The 22,734-nt window shown below is 42.4% G+C and carries 24 protein-coding genes; 12 read left to right on the top strand and 12 right to left on the bottom strand.

Annotated features, from left to right (window positions below; genetic code table 11):
- Nucleotides 1-43: 43 nt before the first annotated feature.
- A complete protein-coding gene (locus F946_RS16945) occupies nt 44-202 on the bottom strand; it encodes a DUF1328 domain-containing protein (RefSeq protein WP_004647174.1) in 159 nt (52 codons plus the stop codon).
- 201 nt (nt 203-403) lie between these two features.
- Between F946_RS16945 and F946_RS02030 the strand changes: the two genes are divergently transcribed.
- Both F946_RS02030 and F946_RS02025 read left to right on the top strand, forming a co-directional pair.
- Entirely contained in the window at nt 404-856 is a 453-nt protein-coding gene (locus F946_RS02030; protein WP_035326303.1) for a YcgN family cysteine cluster protein, read from the top strand.
- Between the two features lie 98 nt (nt 857-954).
- Complete coding sequence (locus tag F946_RS02025; RefSeq protein ID WP_035326263.1) at nt 955-2,229, top strand: replication-associated recombination protein A; 1,275 nt, start codon at nt 955-957, stop codon at nt 2,227-2,229.
- Nucleotides 2,230-2,326: 97 nt separating this feature from the next.
- On the opposite strand, the gene F946_RS02020 is transcribed toward F946_RS02025, so the two are convergent.
- Nucleotides 2,327-2,947 (bottom strand): LysE family translocator, encoded by a 621-nt coding sequence (locus tag F946_RS02020; protein WP_004978399.1) that lies wholly within the window; start codon nt 2,945-2,947, stop codon nt 2,327-2,329.
- 95 nt (nt 2,948-3,042) lie between these two features.
- Between F946_RS02020 and F946_RS02015 the strand changes: the two genes are divergently transcribed.
- On the top strand, nt 3,043-3,501 hold the full coding sequence (locus tag F946_RS02015) for an Lrp/AsnC family transcriptional regulator (RefSeq protein WP_004978397.1): 459 nt from the start codon (nt 3,043-3,045) through the stop codon (nt 3,499-3,501).
- A 157-nt stretch (nt 3,502-3,658) separates the two neighbouring features.
- Here the strand turns inward: F946_RS02015 and F946_RS02010 are convergent, their stop codons facing one another.
- From F946_RS02010 to dapA, 8 genes are all read right to left on the bottom strand, one after another.
- Entirely contained in the window at nt 3,659-4,435 is a 777-nt protein-coding gene (locus F946_RS02010; RefSeq protein ID WP_004978395.1) for an ABC transporter ATP-binding protein, read from the bottom strand.
- A gap of 8 nt (nt 4,436-4,443) precedes the next feature.
- Nucleotides 4,444-5,157, bottom strand: coding sequence for an ABC transporter permease (locus tag F946_RS02005; protein WP_004691821.1), 714 nt, complete (start codon nt 5,155-5,157; stop codon nt 4,444-4,446).
- Nucleotides 5,154-5,843: an ABC transporter permease gene (locus F946_RS02000; RefSeq protein ID WP_004978393.1), complete on the bottom strand. Its 690-nt coding sequence runs from the start codon at nt 5,841-5,843 to the stop codon at nt 5,154-5,156. The genes F946_RS02005 and F946_RS02000 overlap by 4 nt, the downstream gene beginning before the upstream one ends.
- Nucleotides 5,844-5,927: 84 nt before the next feature.
- Nucleotides 5,928-6,713 carry an ABC transporter substrate-binding protein gene (locus F946_RS01995; protein WP_004978391.1) on the bottom strand — a complete coding sequence of 262 codons (786 nt, stop codon included), beginning with the start codon at nt 6,711-6,713 and terminating at the stop codon, nt 5,928-5,930.
- A 441-nt stretch (nt 6,714-7,154) separates the two neighbouring features.
- Nucleotides 7,155-7,811, bottom strand: a complete 657-nt coding sequence (locus tag F946_RS01990; RefSeq protein ID WP_035326259.1) for a YrbL family protein — start codon at nt 7,809-7,811, stop codon at nt 7,155-7,157.
- A gap of 245 nt (nt 7,812-8,056) precedes the next feature.
- Complete coding sequence (purC, locus tag F946_RS01985; protein ID WP_004691818.1) at nt 8,057-8,776, bottom strand: phosphoribosylaminoimidazolesuccinocarboxamide synthase; 720 nt, start codon at nt 8,774-8,776, stop codon at nt 8,057-8,059.
- A 36-nt stretch (nt 8,777-8,812) separates the two neighbouring features.
- On the bottom strand, nt 8,813-9,421 hold the full coding sequence (locus tag F946_RS01980) for a hypothetical protein (protein WP_004978388.1): 609 nt from the start codon (nt 9,419-9,421) through the stop codon (nt 8,813-8,815).
- Between the two features lie 13 nt (nt 9,422-9,434).
- Nucleotides 9,435-10,334 (bottom strand): 4-hydroxy-tetrahydrodipicolinate synthase, encoded by a 900-nt coding sequence (gene dapA / locus F946_RS01975; RefSeq protein WP_004691815.1) that lies wholly within the window; start codon nt 10,332-10,334, stop codon nt 9,435-9,437.
- 599 nt (nt 10,335-10,933) lie between these two features.
- Here dapA and pncA point away from each other — a divergent pair.
- The 3 genes from pncA (at nt 10,934) to ppk1 (ending at nt 14,826) form a co-directional block, all read left to right on the top strand.
- The gene (pncA, locus tag F946_RS01970) at nt 10,934-11,572 is read left to right on the top strand and encodes a bifunctional nicotinamidase/pyrazinamidase (RefSeq protein ID WP_004978386.1); all 639 of its coding nucleotides are present in this window, start codon (nt 10,934-10,936) and stop codon (nt 11,570-11,572) included.
- A gap of 70 nt (nt 11,573-11,642) precedes the next feature.
- Nucleotides 11,643-12,617, top strand: a complete 975-nt coding sequence (locus tag F946_RS01965; RefSeq protein WP_004978384.1) for a bile acid:sodium symporter family protein — start codon at nt 11,643-11,645, stop codon at nt 12,615-12,617.
- 145 nt (nt 12,618-12,762) lie between these two features.
- Complete coding sequence (ppk1, locus tag F946_RS01960; protein WP_004978379.1) at nt 12,763-14,826, top strand: polyphosphate kinase 1; 2,064 nt, start codon at nt 12,763-12,765, stop codon at nt 14,824-14,826.
- A 54-nt stretch (nt 14,827-14,880) separates the two neighbouring features.
- Here the strand turns inward: ppk1 and F946_RS01955 are convergent, their stop codons facing one another.
- Nucleotides 14,881-16,134, bottom strand: a complete 1,254-nt coding sequence (locus tag F946_RS01955) for a hypothetical protein (protein ID WP_004978377.1) — start codon at nt 16,132-16,134, stop codon at nt 14,881-14,883.
- Between the two features lie 77 nt (nt 16,135-16,211).
- Between F946_RS01955 and serB the strand changes: the two genes are divergently transcribed.
- The 3 genes from serB to F946_RS01940 all read left to right on the top strand — a co-directional run bounded on the left by serB (nt 16,212) and on the right by F946_RS01940 (nt 18,808).
- Nucleotides 16,212-17,432: a phosphoserine phosphatase SerB gene (gene serB, locus F946_RS01950; RefSeq protein ID WP_004978375.1), complete on the top strand. Its 1,221-nt coding sequence runs from the start codon at nt 16,212-16,214 to the stop codon at nt 17,430-17,432.
- 410 nt (nt 17,433-17,842) lie between these two features.
- Complete coding sequence (aciT, locus tag F946_RS01945) at nt 17,843-18,178, top strand: ciprofloxacin tolerance protein AciT (protein ID WP_004691806.1); 336 nt, start codon at nt 17,843-17,845, stop codon at nt 18,176-18,178.
- Nucleotides 18,179-18,328: 150 nt separating this feature from the next.
- Complete coding sequence (locus F946_RS01940; RefSeq protein ID WP_004691804.1) at nt 18,329-18,808, top strand: SCP2 sterol-binding domain-containing protein; 480 nt, start codon at nt 18,329-18,331, stop codon at nt 18,806-18,808.
- Nucleotides 18,809-18,913: 105 nt separating this feature from the next.
- On the opposite strand, the gene dtd is transcribed toward F946_RS01940, so the two are convergent.
- The gene (dtd, locus tag F946_RS01935; RefSeq protein ID WP_004978373.1) at nt 18,914-19,354 is read right to left on the bottom strand and encodes a D-aminoacyl-tRNA deacylase; all 441 of its coding nucleotides are present in this window, start codon (nt 19,352-19,354) and stop codon (nt 18,914-18,916) included.
- Between the two features lie 302 nt (nt 19,355-19,656).
- On the opposite strand from dtd, the gene pncB reads away from it, so the two are divergent.
- The 3 genes from pncB (at nt 19,657) to asd (ending at nt 22,728) form a co-directional block, all read left to right on the top strand.
- A complete protein-coding gene (gene pncB, locus F946_RS01930; RefSeq protein ID WP_004978371.1) occupies nt 19,657-20,868 on the top strand; it encodes a nicotinate phosphoribosyltransferase in 1,212 nt (403 codons plus the stop codon).
- A gap of 163 nt (nt 20,869-21,031) precedes the next feature.
- Nucleotides 21,032-21,880, top strand: coding sequence for a sulfurtransferase (locus tag F946_RS01925; protein ID WP_004978369.1), 849 nt, complete (start codon nt 21,032-21,034; stop codon nt 21,878-21,880).
- On the top strand, nt 21,877-22,728 hold the full coding sequence (asd, locus tag F946_RS01920; RefSeq protein ID WP_004978367.1) for an archaetidylserine decarboxylase: 852 nt from the start codon (nt 21,877-21,879) through the stop codon (nt 22,726-22,728). The genes F946_RS01925 and asd overlap by 4 nt, the downstream gene beginning before the upstream one ends.
- Nucleotides 22,729-22,734 lie beyond the last annotated feature (6 nt).

The raw sequence follows: 22,734 nt of genomic DNA, 5'->3' as shown, positions 1-22,734 counted from the left end.
AGGATCTGAATCCTTCTTTTTTCGTTATTAAGAGTTGTGTGCTTTAGACTTTGCCACGAGATAAAAACCCGACAATCGCAAGAATCACAGCAATCACCAATAAAATAATCGCAAAGTCTTTAGATAAACCTGCTACGCCGCCAAAACCAAGTAAACTTGCAATCAGTGCAATCACTGCGAAGATAATCGCCCAACGAAACATAATTTTTCTCCATAGATGTTCTTATTTATTACTCTATTAGTATAGAAAGAAGGTTCGGACACACTGTGTTTCTTTTGTTTAAAAAGTGTTCTTTTTGTATTTTAAGTTTATGAATATGATGTAAATATTGAAAATTTGATGGTGCTGAAAAGTACAGTTGCTATAGGGTATAATGTGCTATTGAGTTTATCGGCAAGCGTCATGTCACAGGAATTACGACCAGAGTTTTGGAAGCATTATGCGCTCACTGAGCTACGCTCAGCAGAGTGGGAAGCGTTGTGTGATGGTTGTGGTCTATGCTGTTTGGTGAAACTTGAAGATGAAGAAAGCCAAGAAGTCGCCTATACCAAAGTGGCCTGTAAACTACTGGACTGTCAAACCGCCAGTTGTCGTGATTATCCAAACCGTAAGCAGCATGTACCCGATTGTATCCAGCTCACCCCTGAACTTTTAGACACGATTCATTGGTTACCGCCGAGCTGTGCTTATCGTCGTTTACATGAAGGTAAAAATTTACCTAGATGGCACTATCTGAACACGGGTTCGCGTCAGAGCATTCTAAAAGCCAAAAAGTCTGCGGCAGGACGCTGTATTTCTGAAGAAGAGATCAATCAAGAAGAGATCGAAGACTATATTGTGCGTTGGGTTCGCTAGCTGAGAAAAGTGGCGTGAAATTGCATGAAAAGCTTGTGTCATTTGCCTGAATTTGCCATAACATAAGCATTCGATGAATGCATTTAAGTCTTAGTCCTATGTCCGATAGCAATATTCCTCTGCCTGAACGTTTACGCCCGCGTGATTTGTCTGAAATTATTGGGCAGGATCACTTATTGGGTGAGCAGGCACCGCTCTGCCAAATGATTGATCAAGGACATTTGCCATCTATTATTTTTTGGGGACCACCAGGCGTGGGGAAAACCACGATTGCTTTACTGTTGGCACAAGCGATCGACCGACCATTTGTCAGTCTATCCGCACTGAATACTGGGGTTAAAGAGTTACGTGAGATCATTGCTGATGGTGGGGACTTAATGCCACCCGTGGTGTTTATTGACGAGATTCATCGTTTTAACAAATCACAGCAAGATGCACTACTGAATGCCGTAGAGAAAGGTAAAATTACCCTCATTGGCGCCACCACTGAAAATCCATCTTTTGAAGTGAACAGCGCGCTGCTGTCCCGTTGTCAGGTCTACACCTTAAATGCGCTCGATGCTGATGCGATTCAAACTTTATTATTACAAGCGATTAAGAACGATAAGTTTTTAAAAGAGCGCTACATTCAGATTGAAGAATTTGAAGCTTTGGTGCAATTTGCCGCAGGTGATGCCCGCAAAGCTTTGAATCTCATTGAGTTGATTGCTGGGACTTTCGAGCCTGATGTTGAAAATATCGTGACCAATGCTATGGTGGTCAAAGTTGCACAGCAAAATATTGCCCGTTATGACAAATCGGGTGAGCAGCACTATGATTTGGTGTCGGCTTTTATCAAGTCGATTCGTGGCAGTGACCCTGATGCTACTTTGTATTGGATGGCACGTATGCTCAAAGGCGGAGAAGATCCCGTTTTTATTGCCCGTCGGATGTTGATTGCTGCCTCTGAGGATATTGGCAACTCAAACCCCAATGCACTGCTGCTTGCTGGAGAATGCTTCCGTTCTGTTCAAGCGGTGGGCATGCCAGAGTGTCGAATTATTTTAGGGCAGTGTGCGGTGTATTTGGCGACCAGTGCAAAAAGTAATAGTACATATCTTGCAATCAATAAAGCCTTAGATTTGGCTGAAAAAACGGCAAATTTACCTGTGCCATTGCATTTAAGAAATGCACCAACTAAGTTGATGAAAGAGCAGGGCTATGGTGTCGACTACTTGTATCCGCACAACTATCCAGAGCATTTTGTGATGCAAGAGTATTTACCACCTGAACTGAAAGGCACCAAGCTATATGAGTCGGCACGCAATAAGCGTGAGGTTGAAGGAGAGCGCTTACAACAGCGACGTTGGCAACAAGAGCAACAGCAGCAGTAATAAAAAAGCCTGATTCACAAATCAGGCTTTTTGTTTTTGGTGCTTAGGATTTAGTCACATTCATTGAGCAGTTTTTTCTTTAAGCACTGTAGCGTTTTTATGTTTCGATGTGCGTATTCATCAATTTTAATGCCGCAGGTAACACAGCGGCTAATAAGGCGATTGCCATCGTGATGTTAAAGCTCAAGGCAAAGCGTGGTTTCATCAGATATTGGCGTAAGCAAAGACCACCGATAGCCCAAACCCCGACACATGGAATCGAAACCATCATTAAAATCAGGGCTGCATAAAAGATGTTGCTGACATAATGGTTTAAAGCAAAATAAGTGGCAATGGTACTGATGGAGATGATCCACGCTTTGGGATTGACCCACTGAAATAGCCCACCTTGTAGAAAACCCATCGATGGTTTTTGTTCTAATTCGATGTTGAGTGGCCCACTGGATGCAATTTTCCATGCAAGCCATAGAATATAAGAAGTGCTGATCAAACTTAAAATAAATTGGAGCTTGTGTAGGGCCAGAAACACCTGATTTAAGCCGATGCCGATGGCGAAGAGTTGCACGGCCACACCAAAGGCAATGCCTAAAACCAGAGGTAGGGTTTTACTGATGCCAAATCGTGCACCAGACAGCATGACCAGTGCATTATTGGGTCCAGGTGTGCAGGTCATCACGACACAGAACAGCAGATAAGAGACAAACAGTGAAGCGTTCATAAAGGGGATGGCGTAATCAAATAAGTATCATTTTATTGTTGATCTAGCACAATTTGGTTGTATATTGAGCGTTAATACTGAATTTTATGCAATAAATGATTGAATTAGATCGATTAGACCGAAAAATATTGTGTGAGCTTGAGCGCGATGCACATTTAACCAATATTAAACTGGCAGAACGCGTGGGTTTGTCACCCTCGGCCTGTTTAAGACGCGTGCAAGAGTTAGAAAGAATTGGTGTGATCCGAGGCTATAAAGCGGTGATTGACCGTTCGCTTTTGGGTATCGGCTTAACGGTTTATGTGACCATTGGGCTGTCTTGTCACTCAAAAGAAAGCTTGAGTCAGTTTGAGGATGTGATCACTGCAACGGATGAAGTTACTGAGTGTCATACCATTACAGGCTCGGTCGAGTATTTGCTCAGGGTTGAAGTGGCTGACATTAAGTCTTATAAAAAGTTTCATACTGATGTTTTAGGAACGATTCCATCCATTAGCTCGATCACCAGTTTTTTGGTGATGGATACCACTAAAAATCGATATACCAATCTATAAAAGCTTAGGTGGAAAGGTAAAAAACCGAGCGAAATGGCTCGGTTTTTATCTGAGTGCATATAGTTTCGTGGGATCAGATCAAACAAGGCGCTTTATCTTTTCAACTAAGTATTGAATGTTGAATCATTGCTGCATCAAGCTCTTGAAGACTATTCAATTATTTAAAGTTACCCTCTAAAAACTGTTGCAGGCGTTCACTTTTGGGGTGAATCAAAACTTCTTTTGGATCACCTTGTTCTTCAATTTTGCCTTGATCTAAGAAAATGACATGATTGGATACATGGCGTGCGAAGCCCATTTCATGGGTGACCACAATCATGGTTCGGCCTTCTTCAGCTAAACTTTGCATCACTTTCAATACCTCACCCACCAGTTCAGGGTCTAGAGCACTGGTCGGCTCATCAAACAACATCACTTCAGGCTCCATTGCCAAGGCGCGGGCAATTGCAACACGCTGTTGCTGTCCTCCTGACAAAAAAGACGGATATTTCTTTTCGACACTTTCAGCAAGCCCAACTTTTCTTAAGTATTTTCGTGCACGCTCTTCCGCCTCACTCCGCTTTAGCCCCAAGACATGAATGGGTCCTTCAATAATATTTTCTAATACCGTCATATGCGACCATAAATTGAAATGTTGAAAGACCATCATCAGTTGGGTGCGCATTTTTTGCAGTTGTTTGGGATTTGTCGCTTTGAGATCGCCATTTTTAGCTAAAGTGGTCTCTAACTGTTCACCATTGAGCTGAATGCTGCCTTGGCTTGGTTGTTCTAGAAAATTGATGCAACGAAGAAAGGTACTTTTACCTGAACCTGAGGAACCAATAATACTAATCACATCACCTGCGCGTGCCTCAAGTGAAACCCCTTTTAAGACTTCATGATCGCCAAAACTTTTACAAAGGTCTCGAATCACCAGTTTTGCTGAATTTTCCATTGTTTCTCCTAATGATTCGATGGTTTTAAAAACGCCAACCAGCGTTGTTCCAATTTACGAAAGATCCAAATGAGGATAAATGCCAGACAGGCATACAGCACAGCGGCAATGCCAAAAGCATCAAACGTGGCATAAGTGGCAGCATTGACATCCCGTGCAATTTTGAGAATATCAGGCACGGTTGCAGTGAAGGCAATGGTGGTTGCATGCAGCATCAAAATGACTTCATTACCATAAAATGGCAATGCTCGGCGTAGCATCGACGGAATAATAATGCGGGTATAGCGTTTCCAAGGCGACATTCCAAAGGCTTTTGCTGCCTCAATTTCGCCGTAGGGAATCGAACGTATCGCCCCTGCAAAAATTTCAGTAGTATAAGCTGCTGTATTGAGTGCAAACGCTAAAATGGTGCAATTAAGCCCCTCTCTAAAAAACTCATCGAGCCGTTCATGGGCATGCACAAATTCGAGACTATAAATCCCAGTATAAATAATCAGTAGCTGCACATATAAGGGCGTACCACGGAAAATATAGGTAAAAAACCAAACAGGTCCACGTACAAAAGCATGCTCAGAAACTCGAGCAATTGACAAAGGCACAGCCAGAACAAAACCAATCGCAATCGATAAGACCAGTAGCCACGCGGTCATGGCGACCCCAGTCATTTGAAAACCATCGGTCCACAGATAGGACTGCCAGTATTGTTGAATAATTTCAATCATAGTTGTCCCTTTTTCACACCAGCAGAATAACGACGTTCCAGCCACATGAGAATCAAATTCGAAAGGGTGGTGATGGCCAGATAAATGACGGCTGCAACAATACTGAAATAGAACACTTGCATGCTGCTTCGACCTGCATCTTGGGTAATTTTGACGATGTCGGTCAAACCAATTAAGGACACCAAGGCAGTGGCTTTGATAAGGACTTGCCAGTTATTGCCAATTCCTGGTAAGGCAAAACGCATCATTTGTGGAAAGAGGACACGCCTGAAGACTTGAAATGGGGTCATGCCATAGGCATATGCAGCTTCAAGTTGACCTTTGGGGACGGCTTGAAATGCGCCACGGAAGGTTTCCGTAAAATAGGCCCCATAAATAAAGGCTAAAGTAATCACCCCTGCCACAAAGGGATTGATGTCAATTTGCTCCATATGGATCGATTCGGTAATCGAGTTCAATCCAAGTTGCAGGCTATAGAACAACAACAACATGATCACCAGATCAGGAACACTACGAATGAGCGTGGTATAGAGGATTGCAACATGACGTAAGATTTGAATACGAGAAAGTTTGGCACTTGCCCCAAACAATCCAATAATGATCGAAAGTACCAGTGATAACAAAGCAAGCTGTATGGTCATCCAAGTGCCACTGAGTAATACGGGACCATAGCCAGACAGAAACATACTCAGTTTCTCCGAGTAAAAATATAATATTTTATAAATCAGCAATATATATAGGGTGTCGGTATTTAATCGACACCCTATAAATTAATAAATGCTGAAGGAGAAGTATTTTTTCTCGAGTTTCTTATAGGTGCCGTCGGCAATAATTTCAGCTAACGCTTTATCAATATTCTTTTTCAGATCGACATCTTCTTTACGTAAGCCGATTGCAGCGCCTACACCGAGTGTTTTGGCATCGACAACATTATTGCCTGCAAAAGCAAAGCCTTTACCTTTCGCTGATTTTAGGAAACCTGCATCGACCATAATCGCATCTTGTAATGTTGCATCTAGACGTCCCAAAACCATGTCTTGGTAAAGCACGTCTTGGTTTGGATAAGGAACCACATTTACACCCTTAGGTGCCCAATAGGCTTTTGCATAGCCTTCTTGAATGGTGCCTTGTTGTACACCCACACGTTTGCCTTTTAAAGAGGTTGGTGTAGGGAGCAAAGGAGAGCCTTTCTTTGCAACCATGCGGGTAGGCGTGTTGTAAATTTTATTACTAAAGGCGATTTGTTTTGCTCGATCCGTAGTAACCGTCATTGAAGACAAAATACCGTCGAACTTTTTCGCTTTGAGCGCAGGAATCATCCCATCAAAGGAGTTTTCTACCCATACACATTTGGCTTTTAATTTGGCACAAATGGCATTGCCCAAGTCGATGTCAAAACCGACCAGCTTATTGTCTGGTGTTTTATATTCAAAAGGTGCATATGCGGATTCTGTGCCAAAACGAATGGTTTTCCATTCTTTTGCTTGGACAGTACTGCTCAGTGCTACGGCTACGAATGTAGTGGAAAGTAGTAATTTTTTTTGCCAGTTTTTCATTTTAAATATAGCCATCCGTAAAAAAACAAATCTAAGAAATAAGACGAAGATAGAACTTACCCTACTGAGTACTTTTGAATAAAAGCAACATCTATACCAGCTTTCGGCTCTTAGGAGATCGATGGATCTTGTCGCCATGAGAGATGAGCAAATAAGGGTATTTTTTCGGTTGGAATAATTTTTATCTGAGAACGTCCTGTTCATATGTTTTTATCATATTCAAAAATGAAGTTGAGACATAGCTGAAATATACCTGAAGTCTTGTGCGCTATGACGTACAGGATTGTTGATTTTTTAACAGTGGCTCAGTGTTTTACAAGACTATTTTTCAGTGTTGAATAGCTCACAAATAAACTGAAGTACAGCAATAGCTGTAGAGCTGAAAAAAAAACCGAGCGTTTAAGCTCGGTTTTTTGAGTGACGCAACTTAAAGGAGTAGTATTAGCTTAGAGGAAGAAGCTCATCTTTTAAGTTCAGCATTTGCTGCATCTGGGCGTGAATTTTTCGCTCAGTTTTTCGTACATTATGTGCATTAATTCTTTTGCTCATGGCTCGAATTGGAATAAATAATTTTTCACCCATACCATCGACCAAGACAAATTCGGGCTTATTATTTCGCCGCTCTGTATACATAATCCCTGCGATGTTGACCTCACCGAAGATAATGTGTAAGTCGCAGCAAAGCTGAAAAAAGTCATCTAGAGCTTTGGCGTGTTTTTCCTCAAATTGATGTGATTTGCATAACTCAAATAAAGTCATGCCTTCACCACTTGGGCAGACAATTTTTTCAGTCACAAAACCCAAGCCTACAGAAGTTTTCACAAAACCATAAGGCATTTCGACAGGAAAGCTAAAGATATTATTTTTATAATGATTTTTACATAGCTGTAGATATTGCAATAATTCACGACGGAATTGGCGATAAACGCCTTGCGACATTCTACGTTTAAGTTTGCCATGTCCTTTCCAGCCACCATCTTCATCCACTCGATTTGGATTCATGACTTTGATGATTTTGTTTTCATCCTCAGGATGCTGAAACACCATTTTTGAACAGCCTTGTCCGATACATTGCAGTTCATCTAATTGATAAATCATAGGGCCTTCTATCAGGAGATATACAAGAAAAGCATCATTAGAAATGTGACATTTCATGTGATTGAAATGACTATTTTACAAAAAAATAAATAAAATTTCATGAAACTTTAATATTTATGTCATATAGAAGGCTATTAGACAGAAAATAAAGGCTTGTATTGCAGCTATAACAAGGCATTGATCTAAAATGTGAAGAATAAAAAAAACCGAGCGATTAAGCTCGGTTTTCTTGAATCTGTAACTGATTAGATATCAGAAAGGTCGATACCTAAACGTGCAGCAACTTCTTCATAAGCTTCAACCACACCGCCTAAACCTTGACGGAAACGGTCTTTGTCGAGTTTTTTCTTGGTTTCTTTGTCCCATAGACGACAACCGTCTGGAGAGAACTCATCACCAAGAACAATACGATCGTGGAATACGCCAAACTCAAGTTTGAAGTCCACAAGTAGCATGCCACCTTGGTCAAATAAGTTTTTAAGCACTTCGTTCACTTGGTAAGTGAGGACTTTCATTTGCTCAAGTTGCTCAGCAGTTGCCCAACCTAAAGCAATCGCTTGAGACTCATTGACCATTGGGTCGCCAAGCGCATCATCTTTGAAAAATAATTCAAAAGTCGGCGGGGTTAATTCTTTGCCTTCTTCTACACCTAAGCGACGGCATAAAGAACCTGCTGCATAATTACGAATTACACATTCAACAGGGATCATGCTGAGTTTTTTCACTAGAACTTCTGTTGGAGAAAGAAGTTTTTCAAAGTGAGTCTCAATGCCAGCCGCAGCCAATTTATCCATGATAAAGGCGTTAAAACGGTTGTTCACCTTACCTTTACGATCTAGTTGTTCGATCTTTTCACCATTGAATGCCGAAGCATCATCACGAAAGACTAAAATCAGGTGGTCTGCACTGTCTGTTTCATAGACAGATTTCGCTTTACCAGTATAGAGCAAGGTTTGTTTTAACATGAGGGAACCTTTTTCAAAAAAAAATGCCTAGTACGACTAGGCTGGCCAATTTTGGTAAATCTGGGTTAACAATTCTGTGGCTTTTTCAGGCGCTGCAAAACTGTTATCGGCATTGAACACAGCGAGGTTGTTGCTGCTGCCGACCGCGGTCAGTCTTAACACATAGACCTGTTGATCGATTTTAATGGTTGCTTCATAACCATTTTTGCTTTGACCAACAATTTGATGGTTGAGGCTGCTGAGGGTGGCAAGCGTATATTGCCAAATTGTAGCAGAATTTCCCTCAATTTTGAGCAGCGGATTCTTATTTCCGTCAATAATCAATTGAGGGCGACTCACAGCTGTATCAACCGTTTCCGTTGATTCGGCATTCGACATGGCTTGAGCAGCTTGAGGGCGCGGCATTGCAAAACGGTTTCCGCGCTTGTTTTCAAGTACAGGTGCGTGTTCAAGAGCGAGCGCTTCAACCGTTGGAGCTGGATACAACGGCGTTGCAGGTCGAACCATAGAGCCTTCAGGGTACTTAAGAGGTTCTAAGGCTGCGGTTTCTTTATAGTCCAAACTACCGTTATTGACTGCAAGGGAACTACAACCCGCTAAACTGACGACTGAAAGTGCGAGAGTAAGACCTAAACGTAATTGCATATTGATGTGCTCTTTATTTAATGACACCCGCCGTTGTGAGTGCTTCACGGAGCGGTGTGCGATATTGTTCTGCAAGTGGTGTTAATGGTAAACGAATACCCGTTTCGATTAACTCCATTTCATGAAGTGCCCATTTCACAGGAATTGGGTTCGATTCGCAAAATAGAATTTCGTGTAAATTTGCAACTTGGGTATTTAGGTTTTCAGCTTTTTCAGCTTCGCCTGCCAGTGCTGCCGCGCAAACATCACTCATTTCTTTGGGTGCAACGTTTGCAGTCACAGAAATATTACCTTTTGCACCTGACAGAATCAGTTGATAAGCCGTTGCATCATCACCTGAATAGACGGTCATTGCCTTGCCAGCAAGACCTTCGAGCAGTGCTTGACCACGAGGGACATCACCTGTGGCATCCTTGATGCCCACAATTTGTGGAATATCAGCCAAACGAATGACCGTTTCATTCGCCATATCGACACCTGTACGACCAGGTACGTTATACAGAATTTGAGGAAGATCAACAGCTTCAGCAATAGCTTTATAGTGCTGATATAGGCCTTCTTGGGTCGGTTTATTATAATAAGGGGTCACCAGAAGAGCAGCATCTGCACCGAGTTCTTTGGCTTCTTTAGTCAACTCGATAGCTTCACGCGTTGAATTCGCGCCAGTACCCGCAATAATAGGGATGCGTTTGTTCGCGACACGAATGATTTCTTTAATCACTTGTGTATGCTCTTTCATGCTTAGAGTAGACGCTTCACCCGTTGTACCGACAGCAACAATGCTATTTGTGCCTTGTGCGATGTGCCACTCAACGAGCTTCTCTAGACCCTTCCAATCTACGCTGCCATCTTCAAACATAGGGGTGACGATTGCGACAATTGAGCCTTGGATGGTCTGTGCTTGCTGAGTCATTTTAAAAAAATATCCTATTTGTCCATCCAGTTAGGCCAGAAAAACATAAGATTGGATGGGTGCGTATTTTAATTTATAGCATTTTCAAAGCGCTGATGCATTGAATAATGCTTATGCAAATTATGAACGAACACAACATGAAGAACAATATGCTTTAGTCAAAGTGTATAAAAACTTTATCTTTCGCTACAAAAATACAGCTTGTTCAAATGGTAGACCAAGAAAAGCATCTTATTTTGCATCTGAAAAGAGCGTTTTGCATAACCTATGGCCATGGATTAACGCATTTAAAGAAAGGATCGCTTCATCTCAATCGAGCATTAGAAGTCGATCAAACTGAATATTGGGTTATAAACTTTTATAAACGTCAGGATTTTGCATGATTATGCGAGTTCTCTAAGTATGTGTGGCATCGTCCTTTTAACGTTATAGATCAATGTCCAGTATTTTGTTCTATATTCTATCTTCGCTTCAATTTGCCACAATACCCATTGCACTCAAGGCTGCGGTCATTTAATTTTGACCCGCGAGGATGAATACTGTTTTATAAATTAAGCTAAGCTTGGCCTTCGAGCGCAGAACTAAAAGGACAGAGAAGAATGCAGAAGAATATGGCATTGATTGTGGTGGATGTACAAAATGGTTTTACGCCTGGTGGAAATTTAGCGGTAGCAGGATCAGATCAAATTATTCCTAAAATTAATCAGCTTGGCGATTATTTTGACACTATTATACTCACCCAAGATTGGCATCCTGAAAATCATATTTCTTTTGCAGACAATCACCCCGATCAACAAGCCTTTCAAACCATTGAATTGGACTATGGCACACAAGTACTCTGGCCACGTCACTGTGTACAAGGCACACAGGATGCGGAATTGCATCCTGATCTCGACCTTGCCAAAGCGCAGTTGATCATTCGCAAAGGATGTCATGCGCACATTGATAGTTATTCTGCTTTTTTAGAAGCGGATCACAAAACCCAAACGGGACTCGCAGGCTATTTAAGAGAGCGTGGGATTGATACCGTGTTTATTGTTGGGATTGCAACTGACTTTTGTGTGGCATGGACGGCAATAGATGCCTGTAAACTCGGTTTTCAAACCTATGTGATTGCCGATGCCACCAAAGGCATTGATTTACACGGTTCTTTACAACATGCATGGCAAGAGATGCTGGCCCATGGTGTGAAACGTCTGTATTGCAAAGATATTGTGCAACAATATGCTGTGAACTGATGAGCTGAACCAATCGGCTCACCTCAATCACCAATATCGACATTATAAAAACATGCAATAGGGAAAGGTCATGGGCACTTTTTTAAAATTTACCGCTTGGATTCAAAAAACCTTTGCTCTATGGGTGGTGTTATTTGCAGGCATTGCGCTCCTGAGCCCTGAAACTTTTGTTTGGATGAAAGCTTATATCACGTGGATGTTGGGCCTGATCATGTTTGGTATGGGCATGACTATGACAGTAGATGATTTTAAAGGTGTGATGCAAAGTCCAAAAGCGGTTGCAATTGGGGTGGCAGCTCAGTTTGTGGTGATGCCAAGCGTGGCTTATCTGCTGTGTTTATTGTTTAGCTTGCCGACTGAAATTGCGATCGGGGTGATTTTGGTAGGTTGCTGTCCGGGCGGTACCGCATCCAATGTGATTACTTACATGGCGAAAGGCAATACGGCCTTGTCTGTTGCATGTACTACGGTATCGACCTTATTGGCACCTGTTCTGACTCCCGCGATTTTCTATTTTTTGGCCAGCCAATGGATTGAAATTAATGCATGGTCGATGCTGAGTTCAATTTTGCAAGTGGTCCTGTTCCCGATTATTTTAGGGCTGGTGGTACGCGCCGTGCTAAAACATAAAGTCGAAAGCTATATTTCGGTGATGCCCTTAATTTCTGTAGTGGCGATTGTGCTGATTGTGGCGGCGATTATTGGCGGCTCAAAAGCACAAATTTTAGAATCAGGCTTATTGATTTTAGCTGTGGTGGCATTACATAACGCGATTGGTTATTTACTTGGCTTTGGAGCAGCACGGATGTTTCACTTGCCACATGCTGACTGTAAAGCGGTCTCTATTGAGGTCGGTATGCAAAACTCAGGACTAGGCGTGGCTTTGGCTGCTGTGCATTTTGCCGCTTCGCCAATTACGGCTGTACCCAGCGCAATCTTTAGTTTGTGGCATAACATTTCAGGGCCAATTTTAGCCAGCTATTGGGCCGCGAAAGCAGAGGCCACTGCCAAGGAAAAAAGTGAAAAGGAACATATATCGGTTTGAATACTGTACGCTGTTGCAGCTTTAAGCATAAAGTCAGGATGAATTTTCTATTTGGCATGAGGTTGTAACTAAACTGTCATAAAGACTACCTAACATCCCTGCCAAACACTTCATAACAGACTGTTGCAAACAGCATTGAGAGGGTATGGATAATTTTCAGCATTCATCGGCGACGTATTTTAACCGAGAGCTATCGTTATTTGAGTTTCATCAGCGGGTTTTAGCACAAGCATTAGACCCGAGTTTGCCTGTGCTGGAGCGCTTAACTTTTTTAATTATTTTTTCACGTAATTTAGATGAGTTTTTTGAAATTCGTATTGCAGGCTTGATGAAACAACGCGATATGAATGTGATAGCACGAACCCCTGATGCTGTTCCCACTGAAGTGATATTAGAAGGCCTGTCCGAATCCATTCATCGTGCCGTCAAAAAACAATTTGAAATTTTAAATCATTCGATTTTGCCTGAGTTACAAGCACAAGGCATTCAGTTCATCCAGTTCCAAGATATTTTAGAAAAACATAAAGCGTGGATTGCAGAATATTTCGCTAAAGAAATCCAACCCGTTTTGACCCCAATCAGCTTAGATCCGTCACACCCTTTTCCTCGTCTCGTGAATAAAAGTCTGAATTTCATTGTGAGTTTACAAGGTAAAGATGCTTTTGGACGGAGCATTGAGATGGCGATAGTCCCAGCACCGCGCTCATTACCGCGTTTAATTCATATGCCGAAAAACGTGGCAGGCAATATCGACACGCAGATTTTTTTAACCGCAATGATTCAGCAGCACATCAGCGATTTGTTTCCGGGGATGAAAGCCACGGGCTGTTATGCTTTTCGTGTGACGCGTAATGCCGATCTGATTTTGTCGGAAGATGTTGATGATTTGGCGGTAGCACTAAAAGATGAGCTGTCTTCACGCCGTTTTGGTCGTGCGGTGCGTTTAGAAATCGAAGATGACTGTCCCGAAGCGGTGATTGATTATTTGCTCAAAGAATTTGATTTAACTGAGCAGGAGCTTTATCGCATTGATGGGCCCATCAATCTTTCACGCCTCAGTACCAGTTGTGACCGACCTGAATTAAAGCATCCAGTTTTTATTCCAGTCATTCCCAAAATTTTGCGTAAACAAAAAAGTACCTTTGATACCTTAAAAGCACAGGATGTGTTGCTGCATCATCCTTTTGATTCTTTTCAGCCTGTGATTGGTTTATTAAAAGAAGCAGCGAAAGACCCGAATGTGCTGGCGATTAAACAAACGCTCTACCGCAGTGGGCCTGACTCGGAAATTGTTCAGGTCTTAGCAGAAGCAGCACGAAATGGCAAGGAAGTCACAGCCGTGATTGAGTTGCGTGCGCGTTTTGATGAAGAGTCGAACATTACCGTGGCCAATATTTTGCAAGAAGCGGGTGCGGTGGTGGTGTATGGCATTGTCGGTTATAAAACCCATGCCAAAATGATTCTGATTGTACGCCGTGAAAATGCTCAGTTGATCCGTTATGCCCATCTGGGCACAGGCAATTATCATGCGGGCAATGCGCGTATGTATACCGACTATGGGTTGATGACCACACAGCCTGATATTTGTGAAGATGTACACCGTATGTTCCAAGAACTGACGGGGATGGGCAAAATGGCCAAATTGAAGGCGTTGTTACATGCGCCTTTTACGTTACACAGTGAACTGTTAAAACTGATTGAGCAAGAAATTCAGTTTGCACAAGCCGGTCAAAAGGCGCGTATCATCATTAAAGTCAATGCTTTAACGGAACCTCAGTTAATTGCCGCACTGTATCGTGCGTCACAAGCGGGGGTACAGGTCGATCTTATTATCCGTTCGATCTGCTGTTTAATTCCACAGGTCCAAGGCATGTCTGAGAATATTCGTGTGCGTTCGATTGTGGGCCGTTTTCTGGAACATACCCGCGTGTATTGTTTTGAGCATGGCGGTGAGAAAAAGCTGTACTGTGCCAGCGCAGATTGGATGGGGCGTAATTTATTTTCGCGGGTGGAAACTTGCTTTCCAATATTAGATCGCGTTTTGAAAAAGCAGATTTATAAAGACGGATTAATCAGTTACTTAAATGATTGTTTGAATGCTTGGGAGCTACAAGCCGATGGTCATTGGCTTAAAGTAGCTTGTACCGATCCAGAGCAAAGGTATAGTGCGCAGCAACATTTGATTGCGCAGAAACAACTTAAAATTTAACAGTTACCATAAAAAAGCCTGACATGCGTCAGGCTTTTTTATGGTTAGACCTAATTAAGAGGCTTTAGATTGTTTTGCTTTTAAAATTTCCGTTCTTAAGCTTTGCGCCAACTCTGCAGACTCCGCACCCATGCCATTGACCATAAAGGCATGGCGGGTCAAGACATTGGTTGGATTAGGTAAATTCACCAGTTGGTAACTTTCAGAAATGTCTTTCAATAATTCGTTGCTTAAATGCACCGCACTTTCTTTGGCAGACAACTGTTGGACCAAACGCTCAGCAGCTTGATTCGCAGACAGCTGCATCGCATCGACTGCGGTTGAAATGCCACAACGCGTTTGTAAAACAAAGCGCTTTTCTTCGCGATAGCGTTTATACAAAACCTCAGATAGCAGTTGGAACACACTGCTGATCATCATTAAACACGGCACTGCATTGGGTGTGTCTGTCGACATGCTGAGGGTGGCACCATGCTCATTAAAAGATTGAACTGTAGTGATGTCCGTGCTGTTGAGTTTGTAGTGTTTTAAACAAAGTTCTGTGCTTTTATTGAGGAAAATTTGACACAAATTAAAGTATGGAATCGACACGGTTTTATTCACTGAGTCCATCAACTGTTTCGGGTCATAAAATTGAATATTGAGCGCAACCGAATGATTATCCACGATCACTGGTTTCTGTTCTTTAGGCTTCGCACTGGTTTTGATCTGTTGTTGTGCTTGGGCAATCGCGACTGCCGTATGGTGTTTTTCTTGTTCAAGTGTTTGCGTTAAAACTTGAATTTCATGTTTTAAGCGGGATTCATTATTGATCCGTGCCAAATATTCGGTACGACTTGGGCGCGCAATGGCGCGATAAGCCAGCCACAATAAACCATGAATCGTTAAGGACAATAAAATTGCTAACCACTGAGTCCGTAAAATCTCACCCATACTTGGTTTAATGAGCGTGATTTCAATGCTACCCACTTTCTTTTCGTTTTGCAGCGCATCACGGACAAATACTTCACCATCACGAGTTCGAACTTGGCCACCTGTCGCCAAGACTTGATTGTTGGCATCCAAAATGCGAATGGAAGCTACGCTTGGGTTGGTCGCATAGCGATCCACCAAAAGCGCAAGAGAAACCGTGTTGGCAGGCTCCAGCTCTGCAAGACTGTCTGTGACCAATTGAGAGGTCATCAGTTGGCCTTGGTTGGCACGGTTTTCATTCAGTTGATGAGTCGTTGCCAATACCAATAAAAAGGTATGTAAAGCAAAACTTACAATTAATAGGCTAGCAAATAGCCCTTGTCTAGGCGCATTCAACGTAAACTTCCAAAGAAAATATATTCAATTTCGATTATGATTCTAACAATAGTCGTAGCTCAGACCCGAGTCAATTCATGCGAGAAATCATTCTTATTTCATTTTTAGGACCAGACCAACCTAATCAGTTCACTCGATTAATGCAGGTATTGTCCACTCATTCACTACAAATTTTAGATGTCGGACAAGCAGTTATTCATAACCAATTGACCTTAGGTATTGTTATTTCTTCAGATGACCAAACCGCAACAGCTTTGGCGATGAAGGAAATTCTAATTTTAGCACATGATATTGGTTTAACTGTACGTTTTAAACCAATCACTACAACTGAATATGACCAGTGGGTGAGTGAAGGTGGGCGGACGCGTTATATCGTCACGGCTTTGGCGCCAGAGCTTGAGGCGTCTCACTTACAAGCAGTTACAAATATTGTGTCTAACCAAGGTTTCAACATCGAAACCGTGACCCGTCTGTCAGGTCGTCCAGTCTTAAATGGCGAAGTCGATGGGCCGAAACGCGCCTGTGTTCAATTCGGTTTAAGTGGTCAAATGCTGGATGCTGCAGCTATGCGTGCAGCCTGTTTACGTTTGTCACATGAACTGAATGTCGATGTGGCGGTACAAGAAGACAATGCCTACCGTCGTAACCGCCGGTTGGTGTGTTTTGACATGGACTCGACCTTAATTGAGCAAGAAGTGATTGATGAACTGGCGATTGAAGCGGGTGTCGGCGCACAAGTCGCTGAAATCACAGAGCGTGCAATGCAGGGTGAGCTAGATTTCCAACAAAGCTTTCGCGCACGTGTCGCACTGCTCAAAGGGATGGATGCCTCTGTCCTACCTAAAATTGCAGAACGTCTGACCGTTACAGAAGGTGCTGAACGTTTAATTTCAACTTTAAAAGCATTAGGCTACCGCACGGCTATCTTGTCGGGTGGTTTTCAGTACTTTGCAGAGTATCTACAAGCCAAACTTGGTATTGATGAAGTCCATGCCAATGTCTTAGACGTTGAAAATGGGTTGGTGACAGGTGAAGTTAAAGGGCACATCGTGGATGGTGCACGTAAGGCATTATTATTACGTGAGTTAGCCGATAAGATGGGCATTTCTCTTGAGCAGGCGATTGCAGTAGGAGATGGTGCGAACGATTTACCGATGCTGTCGATTGCTGGCTTAGGTGTAGCTTTCCATGCGAAACCGCTGGTGAGACAAAACGCCAATCAAGCCATTTCAAGTGTCGGCTTAGATGGGGTGTTGTATTTATTGGGTGTGCACGATAAAGATTTAAATCGTGCTTAAAGCATCTCGGTGTTATCAAAAACGCAGCCTTTGAGCTGCGTTTTTTTGTTGCAAATTTAAGCGAAAAACGATGAGCGGTCAGTGAAAAATGTCGATAAAAACAACGATCAACAGAATTGGAAAAAATATTTTTAAGCGCTGAAAATACGGGTTTTATTTTGTAATGACACGCCAAGACTCAGCGCGTCTTTGTTTTGGAAAAGTTCAAATCTAAAAAAATGTAATGACAATATAATATGGCGACAAGGTATGTCGCATTCTAAAAATACAAGCCTTTTTTTCTTTTCAAAACTGCTCATAATGCATGCATAGAGTTTGAAAGCTACACAATCCATTAATTTTAAACGGTATCGGGGATGAGTTCAGCACAGTGTATCAGTCGCCTGAATTTATCTTAGACGGAGGTTTTTATGGTAACAGCGAATTTAGCAACCATCGTTGGCTTAAGTTTAGTCGCCGCTGCGTTAATTGCTGTTTTCTTTTCGCCTTATCGTCGCTGGTTGAGTTTTATGGTGGCGGGTATGGTGTTTTGGGGAATCTTGGAAGTCATTCGCCTAGGTGTGCAAGCAGTGTTTGAAATGCCGATCACTTATAGCTACTTAACTGCTTTAACTTCAGCGATGCTTATTGTGACGATGTTGCTTCTACGTGAAGACCGTCGCGCAGAACGTGCACTGGCGCAGCGCCGTTGTATTGAACATACACCTGTATATGAAGATGACCAACAGCAGTGTTCTAGCCGCTAAGTCATAACCTCATACCGTAAAAGAAGATGCCCTGTGCATCTTTTTTACGTTCTTACATGATTGTTATACAAAGCCTAGCGGTAAAAATGGCAACTTGTGGTAGCATTGAAAACAGTCAATTTATCAACAATTACAATAGGCTTTCATGTCATGAAACTATCTTCAATTCCTGTGGTTAAACTTCCATTGGTTGATGTCAGCACGGATCCGCTGGATTTAATGGTTACTGGTTTGGCACTTCGTATGAAACAGCTGGCGCGTACCAGTCCAAAATTTATTGAATTAGTTCATGAACGTCAGTTCCGTATTCAAATTGGTACGGATCTGGGTATGGCACGCCAAATTATTGTGAATAATGGTCAGATTGATACCGTTTCAGGTGATGCCGAAAAAGCCGATTTTATTTTACAGTTTGCGGACAGTGAGCAGGGTGTGAAAACTTTAATCAAAGGTGACCCAACCGCATTTATGACGGGCATGCAAAACGGCAGCATTAAAATGGAAGGTGATTTTGGTCTATTGGTTTGGTTCAACCAAGTTGCAAAATTGGTTCCACCAAAGCTACCTAAGCCTGTGAAAGCAAAAATTAAAGCCGCTCGCGCGTTTTTGAAAGAAAAAACGGGTAAGTAAAAAGATTTTTTAAACGTCTTGATTTCTCCTCCTTTATAAAAGGGAGATTGAGGGCGATGAAATCGAAAAAGCCCTCTATCGAGGGCTTTTTTATGCATGGTGTTTTTATTCGACTTCTAAATTGAAAGTCACGGGTCCATCATTGACCAAATGTACTTTCATGTCGGCAGCAAAAATACCAGTTTGCACATGCTCAAACTGGGTCTTGGTATATTCAACCAGTTGTTCGTATAAGGCCTCAGCATCATTTGGTGGCATGGCTGGTCCAAAGTCAGGACGTAAACCTTTTTGGGTTTGCGCCATCAAAGTAAATTGAGAAACTAGAAGAATCCCACCACCGGCTTGGCTGACATTCCAGCCCATTTTGCCTTGTTCATCGTCAAAAAAACGATACTTTAAAATTTTATCGATCAGTTTTTTGCCTTTGTCTAAAGTGTCTTCTTTCCCAAGGCCTAAGAAAACCAAGATACCGTGTTGAATTTCACCAGTGGTTTCACCATCGACCACCACTTTGGCTTCGAGAACGCGTTGTAATAAGGCCCGCATAACTGATTCTATCTACTATTTGATTGTGCAGATTGAAATTGTAGCAAAGCTAGTGCAGAACAGGAGAGATATCGATTGAAAAAAACAAGGCCGTTGAGTTTATATCCATAGCAATGTTTCAGGAAAAGAGCATAGGCCAAGCACGATGTCAGTAAAGACATCAACATTTGTATTCTGAATCAAGAGAAATAAGAAATGTCCCGAGTAATTGGTCGAATAGCAAGACCGAATTACCAAAACATGGCTATGCAGCTTAAAAAAATGTGCTTTAATGCAATAAGTTGCTAAAAACCGAAAATGATATGTCTGCCATCATCCAATCCTTATTAGATACTGATCTGTACAAATTTACGATGCTACAGGTGGTCCTGCATAAGTTTCCCCAAGCGCATAGTGTGTACCAGTTCCGTTGTCGCAATTTGGATGACACGGTCTATCCTTTGGTCGACATTCTTGATGATTTAAACCACCAACTAGATTTGCTCTGCCAATTACGTTTTCAAGACGATGAGCTGCAATACCTGCGTGGTTTGCGCTTTATCAAAAGTGATTTTGTCGATTATTTAGAGTTATTTCAGCTCAAACGCCGTTTTATTGTGGCCAGTATCGATCACCAAGGCCGTTTAGACATTCGAATTGAAGGGCCGATGGTTCAAGCCATGATGTTTGAAATCTTTGTGCTTGCCATCGTCAATGAGTTGTATTTCCGTCGTATTCGAAACGAAGAGGTGATGGCTGAGGGCAAACGTCGCTTACAGGCCAAAGTGGCCTTATTAAAACACTATGAAACATCGCAAACGCCAAATGATCCCCCATTTTTAGTCTCTGATTTTGGCACGCGGCGCCGCTATAGTTTGGCTTGGCAAAAACATGTGATTGAAGTGTTTAATCAAGCTGCACCGCATATTTTCCGTGGTACCAGTAATGTCTTAATTGCGAAGCAATTGGGCCTAACCCCGATTGGGACCATGGCGCATGAATTCCTACAAGCATTCCAAGCGCTGGATGTACGTTTACGTAATTTCCAAAAATCAGCACTGGAAACGTGGGTACAAGAGTACCGTGGTGATTTAGGTATTGCTTTAACGGATGTGGTGGGGATGGACGCATTCCTGCGAGATTTTGATTTGTATTTTGCCAAGCTATTCGATGGTTTGCGTCATGACAGTGGCGACCCGTATGAGTGGGGCGATAAAGCCTATGCTCACTATAAAAAGCTGAAAATTGACAGTAAAACCAAAATGCTGACCTTTAGTGATGGACTGAATTTAGAGAAAGCATGGGATCTGCACAATTATTTCAAAGACCGTTTCCAAGTCAGCTTCGGGATTGGCACCAATTTGACCAATGATATGGGACAAACGCCATTAAATATTGTGCTTAAATTGGTCGAGTGTAATGGCCAGTCGGTTGCGAAAATCTCAGACAGTCCAGGTAAAACCATGACCGATAACGATACCTTTTTGGCGTATTTACGTCAGGTTTTTGAGATTGCTGAAGCAGAAGTCAATTAATCCAGAATATATACCATGCCAGAATCCGTTCTGGCATGGTTGTATTAAAAAACTGGCGAATAGTGATATCTATAATTCTGCTAAAAGAATGCAAAAAATCAGAATAATTGTAAAAATGAGTTGTGCTAAGATCAAAGCATGATCTGAAAACATACGAATTAATATGACACATTCTGCCTTTGATTTTGGCTTGTTGATAGACGCAGAGCAATTGGTTCCGCATTTAGGGAATGACAAATTACGCATCGTCGATTTAAGCCGTGCTTCAGTCTATGACCAATTGCATATTCCACATGCTTTGCATTTAAAGCCGAAATTTTTGGTGCGCCAAGACGAACAAGCCACGGGATTACTTCCCGATGTAGACGGTTTACAGGAACTGATTCGTTATTTGAATATTTCACCCGAGCATCATGTGGTGGTTTACGATGATGAAGGTGGCGCTTGGGCGGGGCGTTTGATTTGGAATTTACACTGCTTAGGTTTTGAAAATACCAGTCTGCTGAATGGTGGAATTCATGCATGGCTTGCAGCAGGACTTCCAACCACTTCTGAAGTGGAACAGTTTGAACCTGTCAGTGCTTTAGTACAGGTCGATCAAGCCAAAATACAGCAGTATCGAATTGAATATGCTGAGTTATTAGAGAAAGTTCAAAGTAGCCAAGTCCAACTCTGGGACTGCCGCACAGAAGACGAATATACCGGCCTGCGTCTTGCAGCGCGACGCGGCGGTCACATTCCAAATGCACTACATTTTGAATGGAGTACTGCCCTTAACCGTGAAAATCATTTAAGATTGCACCCTTTAGAACGCACGCAGCAACGCTTAGAACAATTGGGTTTTAACTTAAATGAACCTGTGGTGGTGTACTGTCAGTCACATCACCGCTCAGGACTGGCTTATATTTTAGGTCGTTTATTGGGTTGGAATATTCAGGCGTATGACGGTGCGTGGAGTGAATGGGGCAACCGCCTCGACAGTCCTATCATTACCGGAGAGATGCCGTCTTGAGCCTCACATCACGCTTAAAAAAACAAATTTTCATTCAAGCTCAACGTGTTGTACCCCAACATCAGTTATCACGTGTCGTGGGCAGAGTCGCAGCGAGCGAAAATCCAATTGTGAAAAATGCGGTCATCACTGCGTTTAAAGCGCAGTATGGCATTGATATGTCGATTGCTGAGCAGAGCAATGCACTGAAGTTTAAGTCCTTTAATGAATTCTTTACCCGTGCATTAAAAGATGGTGTGCGTGATATTGATATCGATGCGACCAGTATTGTATCGCCTGCGGATGGTGCGATTTCACAGTTGGGTCCCATTGTGGAAGGTGATATTTTCCAAGCCAAAGGACAAAAATTCACCGTTGATAATTTAATTGCAGATCCGCAGTTGGCTGAACCGTTTAAAAATGGTCAGTTTGCAACAGTGTATTTATCGCCTAAAGATTATCACCGTGTGCATATGCCATTTGCAGGCACATTGACGGAAACCTTATATGTGCCGGGTGAATTGTTCTCGGTCAATCAAACCACTGCTGAAAATATTCCAGGCTTGTTTGCCCGCAATGAACGTATGGTTTGTTTATTTGATACGGAAATCGGCCGTATGGCCGTGGTCCTCGTTGGCGCCATGATTGTGGCGGGGATTGAAACTGTTGCGACAGGAAAAGTGAAGCCTACCGGCCGTTTAGAGCTAAATCAGCATGACTTGTTCTTGGACAAAGGTGCTGAACTCGGTCGTTTCTACCTAGGCTCAACCGCTGTGGTACTGTTTGAAAAAGACAAAATGACGTGGGATACTGCCTTTAAAGCCAACTCGACTGTGGTGATGGGTGAAGCGATGGGACATACAGTTTAATCATTT

It is taken from the genome of Acinetobacter johnsonii ANC 3681, assembly GCF_000368805.1.
In the GTDB taxonomy this organism is placed as follows: Bacteria; Pseudomonadota; Gammaproteobacteria; order Pseudomonadales; family Moraxellaceae; genus Acinetobacter; species Acinetobacter johnsonii.
This window is presented reverse-complemented; position numbering and strand designations above follow the sequence as displayed.

Bases quoted from the DNA above. Each gene is read 5' to 3' on its own strand.
- F946_RS16945 (WP_004647174.1), bottom strand. From the start codon at position 202: ATGTTTCGTTGGGCGATTATCTTCGCAGTGATTGCACTGATTGCAAGT.
- F946_RS02030 (WP_035326303.1), top strand. From the start codon at position 404: ATGTCACAGGAATTACGACCAGAGTTTTGGAAGCATTATGCGCTCACT.
- F946_RS02025 (WP_035326263.1), top strand. From the start codon at position 955: ATGTCCGATAGCAATATTCCTCTGCCTGAACGTTTACGCCCGCGTGAT.
- F946_RS02020 (WP_004978399.1), bottom strand. From the start codon at position 2,947: ATGAACGCTTCACTGTTTGTCTCTTATCTGCTGTTCTGTGTCGTGATG.
- F946_RS02015 (WP_004978397.1), top strand. From the start codon at position 3,043: ATGATTGAATTAGATCGATTAGACCGAAAAATATTGTGTGAGCTTGAG.
- F946_RS02010 (WP_004978395.1), bottom strand. From the start codon at position 4,435: ATGGAAAATTCAGCAAAACTGGTGATTCGAGACCTTTGTAAAAGTTTT.
- F946_RS02005 (WP_004691821.1), bottom strand. From the start codon at position 5,157: ATGATTGAAATTATTCAACAATACTGGCAGTCCTATCTGTGGACCGAT.
- F946_RS02000 (WP_004978393.1), bottom strand. From the start codon at position 5,843: ATGTTTCTGTCTGGCTATGGTCCCGTATTACTCAGTGGCACTTGGATG.
- F946_RS01995 (WP_004978391.1), bottom strand. From the start codon at position 6,713: ATGAAAAACTGGCAAAAAAAATTACTACTTTCCACTACATTCGTAGCC.
- F946_RS01990 (WP_035326259.1), bottom strand. From the start codon at position 7,811: ATGATTTATCAATTAGATGAACTGCAATGTATCGGACAAGGCTGTTCA.
- purC (WP_004691818.1), bottom strand. From the start codon at position 8,776: ATGTTAAAACAAACCTTGCTCTATACTGGTAAAGCGAAATCTGTCTAT.
- F946_RS01980 (WP_004978388.1), bottom strand. From the start codon at position 9,421: ATGCAATTACGTTTAGGTCTTACTCTCGCACTTTCAGTCGTCAGTTTA.
- dapA (WP_004691815.1), bottom strand. From the start codon at position 10,334: ATGACTCAGCAAGCACAGACCATCCAAGGCTCAATTGTCGCAATCGTC.
- pncA (WP_004978386.1), top strand. From the start codon at position 10,934: ATGCAGAAGAATATGGCATTGATTGTGGTGGATGTACAAAATGGTTTT.
- F946_RS01965 (WP_004978384.1), top strand. From the start codon at position 11,643: ATGGGCACTTTTTTAAAATTTACCGCTTGGATTCAAAAAACCTTTGCT.
- ppk1 (WP_004978379.1), top strand. From the start codon at position 12,763: ATGGATAATTTTCAGCATTCATCGGCGACGTATTTTAACCGAGAGCTA.
- serB (WP_004978375.1), top strand. From the start codon at position 16,212: ATGCGAGAAATCATTCTTATTTCATTTTTAGGACCAGACCAACCTAAT.
- aciT (WP_004691806.1), top strand. From the start codon at position 17,843: ATGGTAACAGCGAATTTAGCAACCATCGTTGGCTTAAGTTTAGTCGCC.
- F946_RS01940 (WP_004691804.1), top strand. From the start codon at position 18,329: ATGAAACTATCTTCAATTCCTGTGGTTAAACTTCCATTGGTTGATGTC.
- dtd (WP_004978373.1), bottom strand. From the start codon at position 19,354: ATGCGGGCCTTATTACAACGCGTTCTCGAAGCCAAAGTGGTGGTCGAT.
- pncB (WP_004978371.1), top strand. From the start codon at position 19,657: ATGTCTGCCATCATCCAATCCTTATTAGATACTGATCTGTACAAATTT.
- F946_RS01925 (WP_004978369.1), top strand. From the start codon at position 21,032: ATGACACATTCTGCCTTTGATTTTGGCTTGTTGATAGACGCAGAGCAA.